The 14872-nt window shown below is 71.4% G+C and carries 15 protein-coding genes and 2 pseudogenes; 6 read left to right on the top strand and 11 right to left on the bottom strand.

The window, feature by feature from the left end:
• Positions 1 to 106 precede the first annotated feature (106 nt).
• Positions 107 to 1207, top strand: a complete 1101-nt coding sequence (locus ACWGE1_RS34250) for an NAD-dependent epimerase/dehydratase family protein (RefSeq protein ID WP_453424357.1) — start codon at positions 107 to 109, stop codon at positions 1205 to 1207.
• Here the strand turns inward: ACWGE1_RS34250 and ACWGE1_RS34255 are convergent.
• From ACWGE1_RS34255 to ACWGE1_RS34280, 6 genes and pseudogenes are all read right to left on the bottom strand, one after another.
• Positions 1196 to 2155: an NAD(P)H-binding protein gene (locus tag ACWGE1_RS34255; protein WP_453424358.1), complete on the bottom strand. Its 960-nt coding sequence runs from the start codon at positions 2153 to 2155 to the stop codon at positions 1196 to 1198. The genes ACWGE1_RS34250 and ACWGE1_RS34255 overlap by 12 nt on opposite strands.
• A 339-nt stretch (positions 2156 to 2494) precedes the next feature.
• A pseudogene (locus ACWGE1_RS34260) lies at positions 2495 to 2662 on the bottom strand (helix-turn-helix domain-containing protein); the annotation flags it as partial.
• Between the two features lie 291 nt (positions 2663 to 2953).
• Entirely contained in the window at positions 2954 to 3490 is a 537-nt protein-coding gene (locus ACWGE1_RS34265) for a DUF4240 domain-containing protein (protein ID WP_453424359.1), read from the bottom strand.
• A 347-nt stretch (positions 3491 to 3837) separates the two neighbouring features.
• Entirely contained in the window at positions 3838 to 5103 is a 1266-nt protein-coding gene (locus ACWGE1_RS34270) for a multidrug effflux MFS transporter (protein ID WP_453424360.1), read from the bottom strand.
• A 3-nt stretch (positions 5104 to 5106) separates the two neighbouring features.
• The gene (locus ACWGE1_RS34275; RefSeq protein WP_453424361.1) at positions 5107 to 5751 is read right to left on the bottom strand and encodes an NAD(P)-dependent oxidoreductase; all 645 of its coding nucleotides are present in this window, start codon (positions 5749 to 5751) and stop codon (positions 5107 to 5109) included.
• Positions 5752 to 5774: 23 nt separating this feature from the next.
• Positions 5775 to 6527 carry an MBL fold metallo-hydrolase gene (locus ACWGE1_RS34280; protein ID WP_453424362.1) on the bottom strand — a complete coding sequence of 251 codons (753 nt, stop codon included), beginning with the start codon at positions 6525 to 6527 and terminating at the stop codon, positions 5775 to 5777.
• An 80-nt stretch (positions 6528 to 6607) separates the two neighbouring features.
• Between ACWGE1_RS34280 and ACWGE1_RS34285 the strand changes: the two genes are divergently transcribed.
• Positions 6608 to 7237 (top strand): winged helix-turn-helix transcriptional regulator, encoded by a 630-nt coding sequence (locus tag ACWGE1_RS34285; RefSeq protein WP_453424363.1) that lies wholly within the window; start codon positions 6608 to 6610, stop codon positions 7235 to 7237.
• A 59-nt stretch (positions 7238 to 7296) separates the two neighbouring features.
• Here ACWGE1_RS34285 and ACWGE1_RS34290 read toward each other — a convergent pair whose 3' ends face one another.
• The 3 genes and pseudogenes from ACWGE1_RS34290 to ACWGE1_RS34300 all read right to left on the bottom strand — a co-directional run.
• On the bottom strand, positions 7297 to 7782 hold the full coding sequence (locus tag ACWGE1_RS34290; protein ID WP_453424364.1) for a tyrosine-type recombinase/integrase: 486 nt from the start codon (positions 7780 to 7782) through the stop codon (positions 7297 to 7299).
• Positions 7733 to 8548 carry a hypothetical protein gene (locus ACWGE1_RS34295; RefSeq protein WP_453424365.1) on the bottom strand — a complete coding sequence of 272 codons (816 nt, stop codon included), beginning with the start codon at positions 8546 to 8548 and terminating at the stop codon, positions 7733 to 7735. The genes ACWGE1_RS34290 and ACWGE1_RS34295 overlap by 50 nt, the downstream gene beginning before the upstream one ends.
• 8 nt (positions 8549 to 8556) lie before the next feature.
• Positions 8557 to 8790: pseudogene (locus ACWGE1_RS34300) on the bottom strand (transposase); the annotation flags it as partial.
• Between the two features lie 1112 nt (positions 8791 to 9902).
• Here ACWGE1_RS34300 and ACWGE1_RS34305 point away from each other — a divergent pair.
• Positions 9903 to 10646, top strand: coding sequence for a 2OG-Fe(II) oxygenase (locus ACWGE1_RS34305; RefSeq protein ID WP_453424370.1), 744 nt, complete (start codon positions 9903 to 9905; stop codon positions 10644 to 10646).
• 169 nt (positions 10647 to 10815) lie between these two features.
• On the opposite strand, the gene ACWGE1_RS34310 is transcribed toward ACWGE1_RS34305, so the two are convergent.
• Positions 10816 to 11928 carry a sensor histidine kinase gene (locus ACWGE1_RS34310; RefSeq protein ID WP_453424366.1) on the bottom strand — a complete coding sequence of 371 codons (1113 nt, stop codon included), beginning with the start codon at positions 11926 to 11928 and terminating at the stop codon, positions 10816 to 10818.
• A complete protein-coding gene (locus ACWGE1_RS34315; RefSeq protein ID WP_453424371.1) occupies positions 11921 to 12664 on the bottom strand; it encodes a response regulator transcription factor in 744 nt (247 codons plus the stop codon). The genes ACWGE1_RS34310 and ACWGE1_RS34315 overlap by 8 nt, the downstream gene beginning before the upstream one ends.
• A 201-nt stretch (positions 12665 to 12865) precedes the next feature.
• Between ACWGE1_RS34315 and ACWGE1_RS34320 the strand changes: the two genes are divergently transcribed.
• From ACWGE1_RS34320 to ACWGE1_RS34330, 3 genes are read left to right on the top strand one after another with little or no spacing between them, the layout of a single operon-like run.
• On the top strand, positions 12866 to 13582 hold the full coding sequence (locus ACWGE1_RS34320) for a glycosyltransferase family 2 protein (protein ID WP_453424367.1): 717 nt from the start codon (positions 12866 to 12868) through the stop codon (positions 13580 to 13582).
• Positions 13579 to 14196, top strand: a complete 618-nt coding sequence (locus ACWGE1_RS34325) for a TIGR04282 family arsenosugar biosynthesis glycosyltransferase (protein WP_453424368.1) — start codon at positions 13579 to 13581, stop codon at positions 14194 to 14196. The genes ACWGE1_RS34320 and ACWGE1_RS34325 overlap by 4 nt, the downstream gene beginning before the upstream one ends.
• A complete protein-coding gene (locus tag ACWGE1_RS34330) occupies positions 14193 to 14849 on the top strand; it encodes a class I SAM-dependent methyltransferase (RefSeq protein ID WP_453424369.1) in 657 nt (218 codons plus the stop codon). The genes ACWGE1_RS34325 and ACWGE1_RS34330 overlap by 4 nt, the downstream gene beginning before the upstream one ends.
• The last annotated feature ends 23 nt before the right edge of the window (positions 14850 to 14872 follow it).

Raw genomic sequence — 14872 nt, forward strand, 5'->3', positions numbered from 1 at the left:
CCCCGGGGGAGCGGCCGGCCGGACGGGGACCCCGGGGTTCTTACGGAACCGTGACGTGCGGCCCGCCGGACACGGCGCGGGGCCGTACGCGCAATAGCGTCGGGGCATGCGTGTACTTGTGACTGGAGGCGCGGGCTTCATCGGCTCGCACATCGTCGCCGAGCTGATCGGCCGCGGGCACGAGCCGGCCGTCCTCGACCTGGCGCGGGACGGGCGGGACGTACGGGACCCGGATGCCGTGGCCCGCGCGCTGGCGGGCATGGAGGCGGTCTGCCACCAGGCGGCCAAGGTGGGCCTGGGGAAGGACTTCGGGGACGCGCCCGACTACGTGTCGGCCAACGACCTCGGCACCGCGGTCCTGCTGGCCGCGATGGCACGGGCTCGGGTGCCGCGGCTGCTGCTCGCCGGATCGATGGTCGTCTACGGCGAGGGACGCTACGAGTGCCCCGCCCACGGAGTGGTACGGCCCGGCCCGCGCGACGAGAGCGATCTGAGGGCCGGGAGGTTCGAGCCGCGCTGCCCGGCCTGCGGCGCCGACCTGGCGCCGGGGCTGGTCGGGGAGGACGCCCCGACGGACCCGCGCAACGTCTACGCCACGACCAAGCTCGCCCAGGAACACCTCGCGTCCTCCTGGGCCAGGGCGACCGGCGGACGCGTCATCTCGCTGCGCTACCACAACGTCTACGGGCCGGGGATGCCCCGGGACACCCCGTACGCGGGGGTGGCCGCACTGTTCCGGTCCTCGCTCGCGCGGGGCGAGGCGCCGCGCGTCTTCGAGGACGGCGGACAGCGCCGGGACTTCGTCCACGTGCGGGACGTGGCCGGGGCCAATGCCGTCGCGCTGGAGTCCCTGGCGCAGGCGGACGCGGCTGCGGGCACCGGCCCCGGGTCCGGGCACGGACCCGGGGGCTTCACCGCGTACAACGTCGGCAGCGGCGACCCGAGGACCGTCGGCGACATGGCCGGGGCACTGGCCGCCGCGTGCGGTGGCCCGGCCCCGGTCGTCACCGGCGAGTACCGGCTCGGCGACGTCCGGCACATCACCGCCGACTCGGCGCGCCTGCGGCGCGAGCTGGGCTGGCGTCCGGCGGTCCCCTTCGCCGCGGGCATGGCCGAGCTCGCGACGGGCGGCGGGACCCCGCCCCGGTCCGGGCCCGGGGATTCCGGCGGGGGGATCCTGGTCAGCCGGCCGGGGTCAGCGGAATGAGTCGATGTTCTCGCTCACCCAGTCGTCGTAGGTGCGCGGGGGGCGGCCGATGACGTCCTGCACGGACGGCCGCTGGTCGAGGGTCCACCGGAGGAGCTCGGCGTACCGGGCGCCGTACTCCTCAAGTGCGTACAGCGTCACGTCGATCGCGCCCTCGGGCCAGCCGAGGCCCTGCCAGACCGCCCGGCTCTCGTCCGGCGCCAGATCGACCGTACCGATGTCGCGGCCGAGGGCCGCGGCGATGCTCCGTATCCGTGCACGGGTGCTCAGCGGCGGGCCCACCGCCTCCACGACCGTCCCGGCGTGCTCGTCACCGGTCAGGGCCACGGCTGCCACGGCGGCGAGGTCCTCCTCATGGATGAAGGGGTAGTGCCCCTCGGTGAGGAAGGCCTCCCGGACCGTCCCGTCGGCCCGGACGGTGTCGGGCCAGTCCGACCCCGTCGCCGGGTAGGTGCCCTCGACAACGGCACCCATCACGGCCGACGGCCGGATGTGCGTCCAGGCGATGCCCGAGTGCTCCACCGCCTTCTCGATCGCCAGCCAGAACCAGGTCTCCGGCGGATTCGCCTCCTCGTACTCCGGCCCGTGGGACGACAGCAGGACGACCTTTCCGGCTCCGGCGTCCCGAGCGAGAGCAAGGGCGTCCCGGACCGTCGACGGCAGGGCCCCGGCGAGGAACACGGCCCCGACACCGTCGAAGGCCCGGGCGCTCTCCAGCGGGCGGGTGATGGACCCTTCCACGACCTCGACCGTGTCGGACCAGTCGCCGCACTGGCCCGGCTCGGCCAGCACCCGCACCTGCCGCCCCATGGCGAGCAACTGACGTGCCAGGCACCGGCCGACGATCCCCGTCGGGCTGTTGCCCTCGCCCTTGCGCGGACCGACGACGGTCAGCAGACAAGTGCCTTGGCCGGTCGATGTCTTCTCACTGCGCTCTAACCTGTCCATGGCAAGACCCTTGCACGTGAGTGGAGATCCTGCCGGGGATAGTGGCGGGCGGTGAGGCCGCCGAAGGGTTCACGGCGCAGCCCTGGCGCCCGGCCTCGTCGGCGACGACGCTGCGAATCGGGTGCTGCTGGAACTGGTCGGATCTCCGCGCGCGTTCGCCGAGTCCTTCGGTGACATGGCTCCACCGCTGCAGCTCCAGTGCAAGCCGTACCAGGAGCTGCTCACGTGCGCGCTGCTCCGGCGGGTCGACGATGCCGGAGCACGTGACCGGGCCGCCTCCCGGAGGCCGGACGGCAGGCCGCTACTTTCGGATCACCCGGCTGACCCGCGGCGGATGGCGCCGAGGCGGTCGATGACCCGATCGGCGGTGGACTTGGACACTCCGAAGAGCGGCGCGAGTCGGGGCAGGGCCGAGTTGGTGTGCCAGTACGCGGCCACCAGTAGCAGCCGGTCCTCCAGGGACAGCTTCCACGGCCGACCACGGCCCGGCGCGTCGCCGCCCTCGCGGCCGGGCGGCCCTTGGCGATGCGCGGGATGTGGATCCCGTCGAGGACCTGGGCGAACGGAATCCGACGGGTTCGCCGATTCCCACACTGCCCCCCCGGCGGGATCCCACCGTCCTTGCTGTAGTCCGCTGCGGATCCTCGACGGGTTTGGCGGCGCTTGACCGGTAGGCGCGCATGTTGAGGTGTCGCGTATTCGTCAGCCGAGGCGTGTGCATGGCCCGATGAGACCGACAGTGATCCGGGAGTCTCGTTCTCTGCTGTTGGACCTCGTCTTGTGACTGCGAGCTTCCGCTTACTCCAGATAGAGAGCTGCCAAGCGGGGCAGTCGGCGGGTCATTTCGTCGTGGTCATCGAAATCGAAGTTCCAGGTGGGGTCCAGCTCCCGGTAGCGGATGGTGGGTGGGCTCGCTGGGAGCTGATCACCGGTCGCCGAGATGTGTGCGTTCCAGGCGATGCCCAGCGTGTCCTCACCCTCCAGGTCGAAGCCGTCGGCTGCGGAGGCTTGAACGATGGGCAGTTCTGCCAGGGCATCGGGATCAGCGACTACGCGCTCGAATACTTCACAGCCCTGAGCGATCAGCCAGCCGCGGAAGTAGTCGAAGCCGTCGTCAGAGCACCCACCGTTGGCAAGGTAAGCAGCGGCCCAGAGAGGATTGCTGTAGGAGTCAACCATCAGGTCCCACAGAACCTGCTCAGCTGCGACGATCTCCTCGACCGGCCGGGAGGCCAGCAGCGAGGTCGCCTCGCGAGCGACCGCTTCGCCGTCGTTCGGGTTGGACGCCCGATTGCGGGCTGCCTCAATGAGCTGCCAGAACTGCTGCTTGTTCATGGAGGCAGAGCCTGCCACCTGGTACTGACATCGGGCCGGTCGCGGGAGCTTGGCTCACCAGAGCAGCCACGTCGCTCCTGTCAGCGTGTGTGGTCGCCAGGTGCATATCGACTCCAGGTTCCTCCGGCTTCGGTGACCAGGCGGGTGGCGGTCTTGTCGTGGTAGCCGAGTGACTTCGCGATGATGGGTGCCGGGGCTTGGAGGACGAGCCGGCGGATCGCGGAGGTTTTGCCTCGTTGCGGCGGGACGCCGATCTTTCGCGTTCCACGCGTCGCTGCACCCGACCGTCGTCGTACGTCTGTCACGCTGATCGCGGACTCACCCTGTTCGCCAGACGCCGGCCCGATTCACTGGATGCCGGCTCGTCTGCGATCGATGTGCCTGCGCGGTCGCCGGTGCCCGGCACGTCCTTGGCGAGCCGGCCTGCGAGTGCGCTCACCGGGCATCGACCGGGTGAGGACGCCGAGTGTGAGCAGAGCGAGCGCCGGCAGCACGGCGACGATGATTCCCATCGGCAAGGCGTCGGTGGCGCCACCCGCGCCGGCCAGCGGAGCAAGTGCCCCGCCGATCATGAACTGGCTGAAGCCGAGCAGAGCGGCTGCCGACCCGGCGTGTCCGCCGTGGTCGGCCAGGGCCTGGGCCGCGGCGTTCGGCATGACCAGGCCCACGCTGGAGACCAGGACGAACAGGCCGATCAGGAGCACGGGCAGGGGTGCCCGTGTCAGCACCGCGCCCAGGACCGTGGTGCCACCGGCTGTCGCGCCCAGCAGACCGGCGAGCAGCAGCACGCGGGCGCCGGCCCGGGCCACCAGCCGGCCGCTGATCTGGGCGGCTGCAATGAGTCCGGCGGCGTTGACGGCGAACACGGCGCTGTACTGCTGCGGTGACAGGCCGTGGATTTCCTGCAGGACGAACGGCGAGCCGGAGATGTAGGCGAACATCGCCGCGAAGACCAGGCCGTTGGCCAGGACGTACCCGGTGAAGACCCGGTCGCTGAGCAGCTGCCCGACGACAGCCGGCAGCGGCTGGCGTGACGCGGAGGACCGGGTCTCCGGCAGTCCTGCGGCGGAGGCCGCCAGCATCACGGCGCCGAGTACGGCCAGGCCCACGAAGATCCCCGGCCAGGCCGTGACGCGCAGTAGCTGGCCGCCGAGGACCGGCGCGAACACCGGCGCCAGGCCGGTGATCAAGGTCAGTGCGGAGAAGAGACGTGCGGTGCGGGTTCCGGAGGTGCGGTCGCGGACCATGGCGTTGGCGATGACGATGCCGAACGCCCCGCCGATGCCCTGGACCAGGCGTAGGCCGATGAGTGTCCGGACGTCGGGTGCCACCGCGCAGAGCGCGCTGGCGATCGTGTAGAGGGCGAGGCCCGCCAGCAACGGACGCCGCCGGCCGTAGGTGTCGCTCAGCGGCCCGGCGATCAGCTGCCCGATGGCCAGCCCGGCGAGGCAGGCGGTGATGGTGAGCTGGGTGGCCGCGGCGCTGGCGCGCAGGTCGCCGGCGAGGTCCGGCAGTCCGGGCAGGTAGCCGTCGATGGACAGTGGTCCCAGGGCCACGAGCGCTGCGAGCAGGACGATGAATAGGGTTTGCCGGCCGGTGGCGTCGTTGCTCATGGCTCAGTACGCCACGGTGATGCGGCGGCGGATCGCGGTGCCGCTCTCGATCGTGTCGGCCAAGGCGATCGCGTAGTCGGCGTACGAGATGCGGCTGTTGCCGTCGTCGTCGGTGAGCAGGGTGTCCCCGGCGCTGCGGTAGGCCCCGGTCCGCTCGCCCGCTCCGATGACCGCGGCGGGCGACACGTACGTCCAGTCGAGGTCGTGCACGCCGAGGTAGAGGTCGAGCGCTTCGGACTGGGCCTCGGCATTGGCCTTCCACAGCGCGGGGAAGCCCGGGTCGTCCATGACCCGGGCGCCGGTCGGCGTGCGCAGGCTACCGGCACCGCCGATGGTGACCAGGCGGGTGACGCCGGCTCGGCGGAGTCCGTCGATCAGCGCACGGGCGGCACCGACGATCGTGGCGCGGTCGTTCTCCTGGCCGATCCGGGGGCCGACGGCCGACAGTACGGCGTCGTGGGAGGCGGCGAGGCCGGCGACCGCGGCGGCGTCGGTGACGTCACCGGTGGTCACGGTCAGGGCCTTGTGATCCAGGCCGTCGAGGTGGCCGGCTCGGGTGACCGCGGTGACGGTGTGGCCGCGACGCAGTAGTTCCTCGGTGGCGGGACGGCCGATGTTGCCGCTGGCACCGAACAGGACGATCTTCATGTGTTGCTCCTTGTTTCTGATGGTCACAGGACGGGCTGGCCGTCGGCGACGATGGCCGCGGTGATGCCGCGCTCGGCGGCGGCGTGCTGGAAGCGCTGCTCGATGTCGGGTTGTTCGGTGTAGAACGGCGGGTTGTGGAACAGGCCGTAGTGCATGGCGCAGACGGTGTCGGCGCCGAGTGCGACGGCGGCCTCGACGCCCTGCTCGGGGGTCATGGTCGCCGGGACGTTGGCCGCGTAGCCCTCGAAGTGGGCGATGACGCCGTTGACCGGGACGAACGCGACGTCGAACGGGCCGTGGTCGCGGGCGATCTGCCACCAGCTGCCGTGCCACTGGGTGTCGCCGCAGTGAATGACCCGCCGGCCGGCGCCTTCGACGACCCAGGCGACCTGGTCGCAGTCGTTGCCGCGCCAGTCCAGCGAGGTCACCGGGATGACGGTCAGCTCTCCGATGCGGCGTGACTGGCCCAGGTCCTGGGCAACGGGGGTGATGCCCACCTCGCGCAGCGCCGTCGCGCTCGGGGTGTGGCAGCCGATCGTGCCGGTGGCCGCGATCCGGGCGATCAGGTCGTGGTCGTAGTGGTCGGGGTGCAGGTGGGTGATGAGGGCGTGGGTGCCGGGCGGGGTATCGACCGGGTCGACCGGCCGGTGCGGCGGCCCCATCACCGGCGCCAGCGGAGCGACGTTCTCGAGCGGGTCGATCAGCAGGCGGGTGTCGCCGAGACGGATCTCGACGCCGGCCCAGGCCAGCCGACGCACGGAAAGGGTGGTGGTCATGGCAGCGACGCTAGACGGACGTTGTTGAGAAAGTCAACAAGAGAGTTTTGAATCTCAACACCACGATGTAGGGTGGTGGCATGCGCACCTACGGGCAGTACTGCGGCATCGCGAAAGCACTGGACACCATCGGTGACCGATGGACCCTGCTGATCATCCGCGAACTGCTCGCCCTGGGTCCTTGCCGGCACACCGACCTGCGCAACGGGCTGCCCGGGATCGCCAGCAACCTGCTGGTCGACCGGCTCCGCGAACTCGAGGAAGCCGGCCTGATCCACCGCGAGGCCGCCCCGCCGCCGGTGGCCACCACCCTGTTCTCCCTCACCGAGCGTGGCCGCGAGCTGGAGCCGGTGCTGCAGGAACTGAGCCGATGGGGAATTCCGCTGTTGCGTGAGCCGGCCGGCAGCGACACCTTCCGCACCCACTGGCTGGACATGCCCGCCCGGGCACTGACCGACCACCGCCCCGACCAGCCGGCAATCGCCCTGCAACTGCACGCCGACGGCAACGAAGACCTGGTCATCGAAGTCAAGGACGGCTCGGTGCACACACACGCCGGCCGGGTCGACCACCCCACCGCGTCACTGACCGGACCGCCGCACCTGCTGGCCGCGACCCTGCTCGGCGACCTCGATCTGAGCGCCGCAGTACAGCAAGGCCTGCGGCTCAGCGGCGAACGCGAGGCAGTACTGCGCATCCTGCCCCGCTGATCCGGGTGTGAGACTGGTAGGAACATCGGTACGGCGATTGGTGCTGAGATTGATCATGGTCAGGGCGTGAGGGCGCTGACCCGGTTCTCGTACTCGCGGCGGGCCTTGCGCTGAGCCGGTACCGCAGGGACGCCTTGGGCACCGTCGAGCGGCTGGCAGCGGGCGAGGAGCTGGCGGTGTACGGCGGGGGCGGCGCTGACGCGCACCGCACGCCGGGACGACTCCAGGCTGGCCCGCTCCGGGTCCCCCTGGGCGCTGGCTAGGTAGCCGACGGTAGTCGTCGGCCACTCGTGCCCCAGCAGCACCTGCACATCCCACAACGGCATCCCGCTTTGGTAGTTGTGCGTTGCACACGCGTGGCGCAGCGGATGCGGGAACAGCACCGTCACCGTGCCCTTCAAGTGGGCCAGCGACGCCGCCCGAAGGGCACGCCGGAAGGCGTCCGGATGGACCGGCGCCGCAGTCGAGACGTCCGCCGGCGACGTCGGCAGCCGCTCAGACGGGAACAGCGGCGCGAACGGGTCCTGCGCATCGTCCGGGAACAAGCCCCGGACCTCCTCCACGTACCTCGGTGAACATGAACGCCATCCGCTCGCGCGGTCCCGAGCCGCGGGCTCCCTTTCCCTGGGCGAGGAACCGGCCCCACTGTCCCTGGTCCCAGAACAGATCGCCCAGCCGAACCAGGCGCAGCTCCGTGGCCCGCACCCCGGAGACGTACGCGACCTTCGACATCACGTGGCTCCGCGCCGCCACCGGGTACTTCCGCGCCTGCCGCGGCTCCTGACGCCACGCTGCGAAGAACGCCTTCATCTCCGCCGGCGACGGCGGAATCCGCAGCCCGAAGTCACCACGGTGCCGCGGCCGGTTGAACGCATCGACTGGCGACTCCACCACTGCACCGAACCGGCGCGCGATCTCCCCCGCGTAGCGCTGCTCCAAGAACGCGAAGTAGTGGTCGATCAAGGTGATCTTCCGGCGGTTCGTGGAGTGAGCCCGTTTCCCCGGCCCGGCGAAGTACTTGTCCAAGGCCCGCGAGGACAGCTCCCACGGCACCACGTCGTAGAAGGAACAGACCTCGATCACCGGCTGCACCAGCCGGTTCAGCGTCGTCGCGGCCAACCCGGCCACATCCCGCGCCCAGCAGTACTCCGCGAGCGTGTCCTGGAACAGCGTCCGCGCATCACCCAGCGATGCACCGGCCGCAGCCCGGCGCTGCAAGGTCACCACGGCCGCCAACCCGGCCTGTTCGCTCGATGCACCGCCCCCGCCGATCAGCGTGAAGCGGCGAGTTCCGGAATCTGCCACAAGCATGCAAATTACAGCCTTGCCCACGTGCCATCCGCCTCCCAGCGGGCGAACCGCTCGTAGACCGTCTGCCACGGCCCATACCGCTCGGGCAGGTCACGCCACGGCGCCCCGGTCCGCAACCGCCACAGCACACCGTTGACCACCTGTCGGTGATCACGCCACGGCCGACCATGCCCATCCACCTGCGGCAACAAGGGCTCGATCCGCTCCCACGCCGCGTCCGTCGACCCACCTCGATCTGCCACAAGATCAATTATCGGGGACAAGTCTTGGTCGACCCGGGTCAGGACACCGCACTCGACCAACTTCATTGGCAACGGACAGCGACGCCGGGCGGCCTGGCCCCGCGTCAGAGCGGTGTTCCCACACCGCACGTGCGGTCACCCGGTACGGAGCGGCCCAGTGCTGCTCGGGGGGCTACCGCGCATCAGTAGCCCCCCGAGCCGGTCTCTGCCCCGCCTCCCGCCCCCTTCCGCCGCATTGGGGACGTCCTGCTTGCTTTGTGGGTTCACCCCGGTCTAATCTCGTCATCGTGACGATAATCGCTCAGCGGCCCCCGCTCCCTGCGGGCATTGACTCCAGGGGCCTCGATCCGCCGCCGCGCGCACGGCCGTGACGTCGGGCACGAGCCCGGAGCCATGCCGGCGCGCACCAGCCGGCCGGCGGCCGCCTGCCGCCTGACCCCCGGACCCGGCAGGGATCGGCGCAAGGCGGTCCTTATTTCGGCGCTGTGGCACCCCAGCGCCTGATCCCTGATCCGCGATCCCTGCTCTCCGATCCACCGCTCGTGCACTTCGAACCCTCGAGGACTCCGGCGCTCGTGGCGCCGCGTGCCGACGCGAAGAAGCGCGTCGATCGAAGTGTGAACTCGGATGACGCAACCTCTCTCCTCCCGGAGAAATCCACCCGCCAGGAGCGTTTCGTGCGCCACGCCAGTCCCCCTCCGCCACGCTGCACCCTGTTCTCCTCGATTGCCTTTCCGGAATCCGCTCAGTCCGAGCGTTCGAAGCGGCCGACTGCGTTCGCGAGAAGTGTCGAGTGCTGAACGGGCGCCTGCGACACAACAGCCTCGATTCCGTCGCCTTCGGGCCTCGTACGACTTCGTCGAGCTCTGTCCGGAACGGCTCGCGATCCCGTCCGGCGAGAGAGAATCACACAAAAAGAGTTGGCCGGAATTCGCCCACCTCGAATTCGAGGGACTCGCAGCACGCCTGGAGTGCCTCCACGGATTCAATGCGCACAAGTACGTGGCCAGCAGTTCCGCCATTCACCTCACTGTGCCGCCCGCGGCCGTTCTGGGTGCTTGGAGCCGCGGCCGCGGTGGCATCGACAATAACATCAGGACGGAAAAGTGAGCATGTTCGCAATGCCGGTAAATCCCTTCGACCTCTCCGAAGAAACGCTGAGTCGAATATCCGCCGATGACTCATGGGTCCCGACCGAGTCGGAGATCCCACACGTCGATGCCAGGGTGATTCGCCATTTCCTCACTCCGGCTGAAGTGGAGGTATTCGCGGCCGAACTCGCTGCCCAGCGCTTTGTGCCGGTAGGTCTGGACGGCATTGCCGCCAACTACGCAGAGGGAGATCCGGTCGGCTCTCTCCGTGCCACGGCTGACTCCGAAGTCTTGGCGGCGGAATTCTACCGCAGGCTGCGGACGTTTCTGTCGTTTGAAGTAGGACCGGACGATCCGACGGATACAGACGGAAGGTCCTGGAAGCCGGCGTCCGTCAATCCGCGTATGCGCTTCATCACCTACGAACACGGCGGATTTCTTGTCCCGCACTACGATTCACCCTATTTCGCCCCCGACGGAACGCGAACTCACCTGACGGTCGTCGTCTACCTGTCGTACGAGGCGGTGGGCGGAGAAACGCGGTTCATCGCCGACAAGCAGAACGACCTTCCCTTTGCGCAACGCGACTTCTCGGACTGGCCCCGGCTCGCAGAGCCTGAGGAAATATTGAGCGCCCACCGCCCCGAACCGGGCGATGCGCTCCTCTTCTGGCATCGGACGCTTCACGACTCGGCCCCGCTTCTTGAGGGTACGAAAACAATTCTCAGAACCGACGTGCTCTACGAGCCCATAGATGTGCCTTGAGCAACAGCAGCAGGGCAACCGTCGCACAGGAGGGCCCACGTGGTACCCGCCCGCGCTGGTGACACCGGGTGGGTGCCCGGGGCGGGCTTCGCTACCGCGCCGGAGTCATCCTGGCCTCGCTGACCGTCTGGCTCCGCGAACCAAATCGTGATCATTTGTCCGACACTGCCTAGCCCGCGGCGGCCGGGAGCGTCAGTTCGAAGCGGCAGCCGCCGGATACGTTGCGGACGTTCGCGTGGCCCGCGTGGGCCTCGACGATGCCCCGGACGATCGCGAGGCCCAGGCCCGCGCCCGAGGGAGGGGTGCGGGCCGGGGTGCCGCGCCAGCCCGTGTCGAAGACGCGCGGGAGGTCCTCCTCGGGGATGCCTCCGCAGGCGTCGGTGACCGAGAGCACCACGCAGTCCGCGCGGCGTTCGGCGGCGATCGCGACCGTACCGTCGGCCGGGGTGTGGCGGATGGCGTTGACCAGGAGGTTGGACAGCACCCGGGTCATCTCCTTGCCGTCCACCTCCACCGGCAGCGAGGCGACACCCGCGCCGACCAGCCGTACGCCGTGCTCGCGGGCCAGCGCGTCGGTGCCGGCCAGGGCGTCGCCCACCAGGTCGTGGAGGGACATGCGGGTGGGGGACAGGGTCAGCGCGCCCGCGTGGATGCGGGAGAGCTCGAAGAGGTCGCCGACCATGGAGTTGAGGCGGTCGACCTCGGTGCGCATCTGCCGGTGGTAGCGGGCGGGGTCGGCGGCCATGCCGTCCTCCAGCGCCTCCGACATGGCCCGCAGCCCGGCCAGCGGGGTGCGCAGGTCGTGCGAGATCCATGCCACGAGCTCGCGCCGCGAGGCCTCCAGGGCCTGCTCGCGATCGCGGGAAGCGGCCAGCCGTTCGCTGGTGAGGGCCAACTCGCGGCTCAGTGCGGCCAATTCGGCGGGGGCGGGCACCACGGGTGCCGCGAACATGCCCTCCTCCCCGAAGACGCGGGCCGCGCCGACCAGTTCCCGGCAGCGCCGGACGACCTGGCGGCCCAGCAGCAGCGCGGTGGCCATCGAGACGGCCGCGGCCATCGCCACGACCATGGTCACGACCGCCAGGTCGTGGGAGGACAGGAACATGGCCCAGGCCACGGTCAGCGTCCCGGCGAGCATCGCGGACACGGCGACCGCGGCGACGATCGCCAGGGAGACGGCGACGCTGCGCCGGCGCAGTATCCGCAGCGCCACGGCCCCGAGCAGTCCGGCGGCGCCCGCGCCGCCGAGGGCGTACAGGGCGATCAGCAGCAGGTCACGCATGGCCGTCCCCGCTCCGCAGGGCCGACTGCGCGCCGGGGTCCTGGGCCGCCTCGAAGCGGTAACCGGCGCCCCAGACGGTCCGGATCAGCTGCGGGTTCGCCGGATCGTCCTCGATCTTCCCGCGGAGCCGCCGGACGTGCACGGTGACCGTCGACAGGTCGCCGAAGTCCCAGCCCCAGACCTCGCGCATCAGCCGCTCCCGGTCGCAGACCTGCCCGGGATGCCGCAGGAAGTAGGCGAGGAGATCGAACTCCCGCAGGGTGAGCGCGAGTTCCCGGCCCGCCTTGTGCGCCCGGCGGGCCGCCGGGTCCAGGGTCAGGCCCGCCACCGCGAGACGCGGACCGCCCTCCGGGGCACCTGCCGGGGCACCGGCCTGCGCCCGGCGCAGGACCGACCGCACCCGCAGGACGAGTTCCCGCGGGCTGAAGGGCTTGGTCACGTAGTCGTCCGCGCCCACCTCCAGGCCCAGGATCCGGTCGTCCTCGTCGCCGCGCGCGGTGAGCATGATGACCGGGACGGGCCGCCCGCCGTCCTCCCGCGCCCGCAGCCGGCGGCAGACCTCCAGCCCGTCCATACCGGGAAGCATCAGGTCGAGGACCATCAGGTCGGGCCGGTGCTCCTCGGCGGCGCGCAGGCCGGCCGCGCCGTCCGCCGCCAGGCGCACCGCGAAACCGGCCCGCTCCAGGTATCCGGCCACGACCTCCGAGACGGTCGGGTCGTCGTCGACGACCAGCACGCTGCCCAGGGCGCCGACCCGGTCGGTGCCGTCGGCGCCGGGTTCCCCGTTCGTACTCTCCACATTGCTCACTGCCATGGCACCAGGCTGTCACCCGCCCGGGCCCGGGCGGGGCGCCGACCCCCCGCTCCCGTACGGCGTCCGTGTTTCGTAAGGTCTGCGGGCCCCTTTTCCCCGTTTCCGCTTCCTACGGTGTGGAGGGTGACTTCATCAGCTTGTGCTCCGCCCCGCGCGGACCTCGTACTGCCGTGCCTCGACGAGGCGGAAGCGCTTCCCTGGGTGCTGGCTCGCGTGCCGGCCGGGTGGCGGGCCATCGTCGTCGACAACGGATCGACCGACGGCTCGGCGGAGATCGCCCGTGGCCTCGGCGCCACCGTCGTGCACGAGAGCCGGCGCGGTTTCGGCGCCGCCTGCCACGCGGGGCTCCTCGCGGCCCGCGCCGACCTGGTCTGCTTCTGCGACTGTGACGCCTCCATGGATCCCGGACGGCTCGCCGCCATGGCCGGGCGGGTCGCCGCGGGCGAGGCGGACCTGCTGCTCGGCCGCCGCCGCCCGCAGGAGGTCGGCGCATGGCCCGTACACGCCCGTGCCGGAAACCTCGCGCTGGCCCGGATGCTGCGCCGCCGCACCGGACTGCGGCTGCACGACCTCGGACCGATGCGGGTCGCCCGACGCGAGGCACTGCTCGGCCTGGAACTGACCGACCGGCGCAGCGGCTACCCGCTCCAGATGGTCGTACGGGCCGCCGACGCCGGCTGGCGGGTCGCCGAGACGGACGTCCCGTACCTGCCCCGCTCCGGGAAGTCCAAGGTCACCGGCACCTGGCGGGGCACCTGGCACGCCGTACGGGACATGCGCAAGGTGCTCGCCGAGCCGTCGGGCACCCGGTCCGCGCCCACCGAAGGGGTCGCCGCATGAGCACCCTCCTCGTCATCGCCAAGGCTCCGGCCGCGGGCCGGGTCAAGACCCGCCTCACCCCGCACTTCACCCCCGAGCAGGCCGCCGACCTGGCCCGGGCCGCGCTCCAGGACACCCTGGCCGCCGTACTCGCCACCCCGGCCCGGCGGCGCGTCCTGGTGCTCGACGGGCGCCCCGGGCCCTGGCTGCCCCACGGCATCGAGGTCGTCCCGCAGTGCGCGGGCGGGCTCGACGCCCGGCTGGCCGCCGCCTTCGCGCGGGCCGGCGGACCGGCCCTGCTCGTCGGTATGGACACCCCGCAGGTCACCCCGGAACTCCTGGCCAGGGGACTCGACTTCAGTGAGACGGACGCCTGGTTCGGCCCCGCCGACGACGGCGGTTTCTGGGCGCTCGGCCTGGCCGACCCCGACCCCGCCCTGCTCCTCGGCGTCCCCATGTCCCTGCCGACCACGGGCGAGGAGCAGCGAGCGCGGCTGATCGCCTCGGGGCGCGCGGTACGGGACCTGCCCGAGCTGTGCGACGTGGACACCCCGGCCGATGCGGCGCGGGTCGCCGCCGCACCCGGCACCCGCTTCGCCGCCCTGCACGGAGGCCTCCGAGCGGTGACCCGATGACCGCCCAGCTCACCGAACCGGCCCTCGCCTGGCGGGCCGACCCCTACGCAGACGCGCTGCGCGCCGGACAGGGCCCGCTCTACCTGCGGCGTTCGGACGGCTGGTTGCTGCCGCTGGACGTGGAGCGCTGGTGCGCCGAGCCCGACGAGGCCGACGAAGGCGTGCTGGCCCGCTGCACGGGGCCCGTCCTGGACATCGGCTGCGGCCCCGGGCGCCTCGTCGCCACCCTCGCCGCACGCGGGCACCGGGCGCTGGGGGTGGACGTCACCCCCGAGGCGGTGGCCCGTACGACACGGGCCGGCGGCAGCGCCCTGTGCCGGTCGGTCTTCGATCCGCTGCCCGGCGAGGGCCGCTGGGGCACGGTCCTGCTCATCGACGGCAACATCGGCATCGGGGGCGACCCGGCCGCCCTGCTCCACCGCGCCGCCCAACTCGCCGCCCCGGGCGGCTCCCTGCTGGTCGAGGTGGCCACCGCCGATGTCGACGAACGCGTCGAGGTGCACGTCGACGACGGCCGCGGCGGCCGCGGGGCGCCCTTCTGGTGGGCCCGGCTCGGCGCCCGCGCCCTGTGCGGCGAAGCCGCGGGCGCCGGCTGGACCCGTTCGGTGACCTGGCACACCGCGGGCCGCAGTTTCGTCGGCCTCCGGCGCTGACCGGGCCGTGAGGAGGGGGAGTC

It is taken from the genome of Streptomyces sp. NPDC054932, from assembly GCF_053610205.1.

Bases quoted from the DNA above. Each gene is read 5' to 3' on its own strand.
- ACWGE1_RS34270 (WP_453424360.1), bottom strand. From the start codon at position 5,103: ATGAGCAACGACGCCACCGGCCGGCAAACCCTATTCATCGTCCTGCTC.
- ACWGE1_RS34255 (WP_453424358.1), bottom strand. From the start codon at position 2,155: ATGGACAGGTTAGAGCGCAGTGAGAAGACATCGACCGGCCAAGGCACT.
- ACWGE1_RS34285 (WP_453424363.1), top strand. From the start codon at position 6,608: ATGCGCACCTACGGGCAGTACTGCGGCATCGCGAAAGCACTGGACACC.
- ACWGE1_RS34250 (WP_453424357.1), top strand. From the start codon at position 107: ATGCGTGTACTTGTGACTGGAGGCGCGGGCTTCATCGGCTCGCACATC.
- ACWGE1_RS34280 (WP_453424362.1), bottom strand. From the start codon at position 6,527: ATGACCACCACCCTTTCCGTGCGTCGGCTGGCCTGGGCCGGCGTCGAG.
- ACWGE1_RS34275 (WP_453424361.1), bottom strand. From the start codon at position 5,751: ATGAAGATCGTCCTGTTCGGTGCCAGCGGCAACATCGGCCGTCCCGCC.
- ACWGE1_RS34305 (WP_453424370.1), top strand. From the start codon at position 9,903: ATGTTCGCAATGCCGGTAAATCCCTTCGACCTCTCCGAAGAAACGCTG.
- ACWGE1_RS34295 (WP_453424365.1), bottom strand. From the start codon at position 8,548: ATGCTTGTGGCAGATTCCGGAACTCGCCGCTTCACGCTGATCGGCGGG.
- ACWGE1_RS34330 (WP_453424369.1), top strand. From the start codon at position 14,193: ATGACCGCCCAGCTCACCGAACCGGCCCTCGCCTGGCGGGCCGACCCC.
- ACWGE1_RS34310 (WP_453424366.1), bottom strand. From the start codon at position 11,928: ATGCGTGACCTGCTGCTGATCGCCCTGTACGCCCTCGGCGGCGCGGGC.
- ACWGE1_RS34265 (WP_453424359.1), bottom strand. From the start codon at position 3,490: ATGAACAAGCAGCAGTTCTGGCAGCTCATTGAGGCAGCCCGCAATCGG.
- ACWGE1_RS34325 (WP_453424368.1), top strand. From the start codon at position 13,579: ATGAGCACCCTCCTCGTCATCGCCAAGGCTCCGGCCGCGGGCCGGGTC.